At 44.2% G+C, this 2,387-nt stretch carries 1 protein-coding gene and 1 tRNA gene; both read left to right on the top strand.

The window, feature by feature from the left end; all coding sequences use genetic code 11:
* Nucleotides 1-456: 456 nt before the first annotated feature.
* Complete coding sequence (locus ACVA6Q_RS24480; RefSeq protein ID WP_446649201.1) at nt 457-2,079, top strand: methyl-accepting chemotaxis protein; 1,623 nt, start codon at nt 457-459, stop codon at nt 2,077-2,079.
* A 231-nt stretch (nt 2,080-2,310) separates the two neighbouring features.
* Nucleotides 2,311-2,386, top strand: a tRNA-Phe gene (locus ACVA6Q_RS24485).
* Nucleotide 2,387: the final 1 nt, after the last annotated feature.

A 2,387-nucleotide genomic window follows, 5' to 3' on the forward strand; every position in this document is an offset into this window, starting at 1 on the left:
GTTCAGTTGGTTAGAATACCGGCCTGTCACGCCGGGGGTCGCGGGTTCGAGTCCCGTCCACTCCGCCACTTATTAGAGAACCCGATGCGAAAGCATCGGGTTTTTTGCTATCTGTAATATACTAAACCTTAGACCAAGCTCGATACCAGGTAACCAATTACCTAGCCCTCACAGGACTTTGAGATATTAGTAAGGTGAGACTATCACTTTTGTTATTTCTTCGTGTCATACCATAGATATATCTCCCAGTTCTTCTCCGTTTCAGTTGTTTCAACACTCCATTCTACTACCTTCAGCACCGACCGTTTGATTCAAATCTTTAAGAAGAAACTTATTTTATTTTGCAAATTTAATCGCTGTCATAGTTTTCGAAATCGTCGCTTTTAATGATAACGCTGTCATGTATTCTTCATTACAATGCAACATTTCGTACGTTATCAGTATCTGAGCAGAAAAATGAAGTTAAAAAATCAGACATATTTATTATCTCTAATTATCCTTGTTGCCGTTGTCGCTGTTGCGATATCAGGCCTTTGGTCACTTCGTGTCGCTAGCGACAGTGACAATAAATCTCGAGTGACTGAGATTTTTACGAGTACTTATTCAACGATCGCTGAACTAGAGAAGCTAGCAGTAGAAGGTACCCTCACTGAAGCAGAAGCTAAAGCAATTGCAACACGCATACTTAGGAACAATGTCTATAAGGACAATGAGTATGTGTATGTCGCCGATGATCAGATGACCTTTATTGCTGCTCCTTTGGATCCTCAACTGCACGGTACAAGTTTCCACGATTTCAAAGATAGCAGCGGTCGCAGCGTCGCTGACATCATTTTGAGTAAGCTAGGTAATACGTCAGGCTCTCTCATTGAGTATCATTGGTCTCAGGCGCTGCCAGATGGCTCGGTAGAGGACAAACTGTCTATTGCTGAGCGTACACCTCATTGGAACTGGGTCGTAGGTACGGGGATTGGTTTTAATGAAGTGAACGAACGTTTCTGGTCAACCGCTAAGTGGCAGTTGTCATTCTGTTTGGTCATAATTGTTGCCATCGTCGGTCTTTTGCTGACTTCTCTAAATAGAATGACTTCTATCTTAGGTGGAGAGCCTTCGGATGTGCTTAAAGCCGTTCGAGATGTTGCAGATGGTAAGTTAGAGACAAACTTTAAGCATAAAGCAATTGAAGGCAGTATTTATCATTCAGTGCAGACCATGAACCTCTCACTTGCTTCATTACTGTCTAGTATCGAGAAGGTAACCGCTTCTATTACGTCACAGCTCTCTGATGCGGATTCTCGCTCTTCGGTTATCGCGTCGCTAACATCTACACAGCAGCAAAGCACTGAGATGATAGCGACGGCTATGACAGAAATGGCGTCCTCTGCTTCTCATGTGGCTCAATCGGCGACTGATGCGGCGCAAAGTACGGATGAAGCTGATAAACAGAGCCAGCAAGTGAGCCAGCTTATTCTGGCGACAGTATCGAATATCGAAGGTCTAGCTACCCAGCTGGAAGGAGCGAGTACCGCAGTCTCAGAACTCGATAGTGATGTTCATAATATCGCGCGCGTTCTTGATGTTATTGGCGATATTGCAGAGCAAACGAACCTTCTTGCATTGAATGCAGCAATAGAAGCTGCACGTGCGGGCGAACAAGGAAGAGGCTTTGCAGTGGTGGCTGATGAAGTACGTAATCTAGCAGGCCGCACTCAGCAAAGTACTAAAGAGATCCAAGAGATGATAGGTAACTTACAATCAGGCTCTCAAAATGCGATTCAGAGCATCTTACTTTGTGCTGAAACAAGTCAAGCGACAGTATCGGAATCTCAAACCGCCTCACAAGCACTACAAGAGGTGGTATTGAGTCTCGAAGCCATCACTGAGAAAAGCCAACAGATCGCGACAGCTGCTGCTGAGCAAACAGAAGTGAGTGATGATATCTCCCAACGCATTAATATGATTGAACACAGTGGCAGCGAATTAAGAGGTGTTGTCGACGAAACTAAGCGTGCCACGCAAACATTGAACCAGCTTTCTGAAGACCTAAGTTCGAAAGTCTCTCGTTTTGAAGTGGCTTAACACAAAATAAGGTCTGCTGTAGGCGTTAAAATTGATACTTTTTTGGTGCTTGGGAACTGTCTCAAGTCCAGTAATAACGTGGTCTACAATTGTCTGATCCACTGCTAGGGCTTGTTTTTGAGCACCAAATGAATAAAAATAGAACGCTAAGTATATAAAAGCAACAAACGATATTTTTTTTGCAATTTAGTGTTGACCTAAAGGCCGAAAAACCGTTTAATACACCTCGTCGCCCGGATAGCTCAGTCGGTAGAGCAGAGGATTGAAAATCCTCGTGTCGGTGGTTCGATTCCGCCTCCGGGCACCAC

It is taken from the genome of Vibrio sp. DNB22_10_4 (assembly GCF_052879755.1).

Coding starts and splice junctions, on each gene's coding strand:
- ACVA6Q_RS24480 (WP_446649201.1), top strand. CDS start 457: ATGAAGTTAAAAAATCAGACATATTTATTATCTCTAATTATCCTTGTT.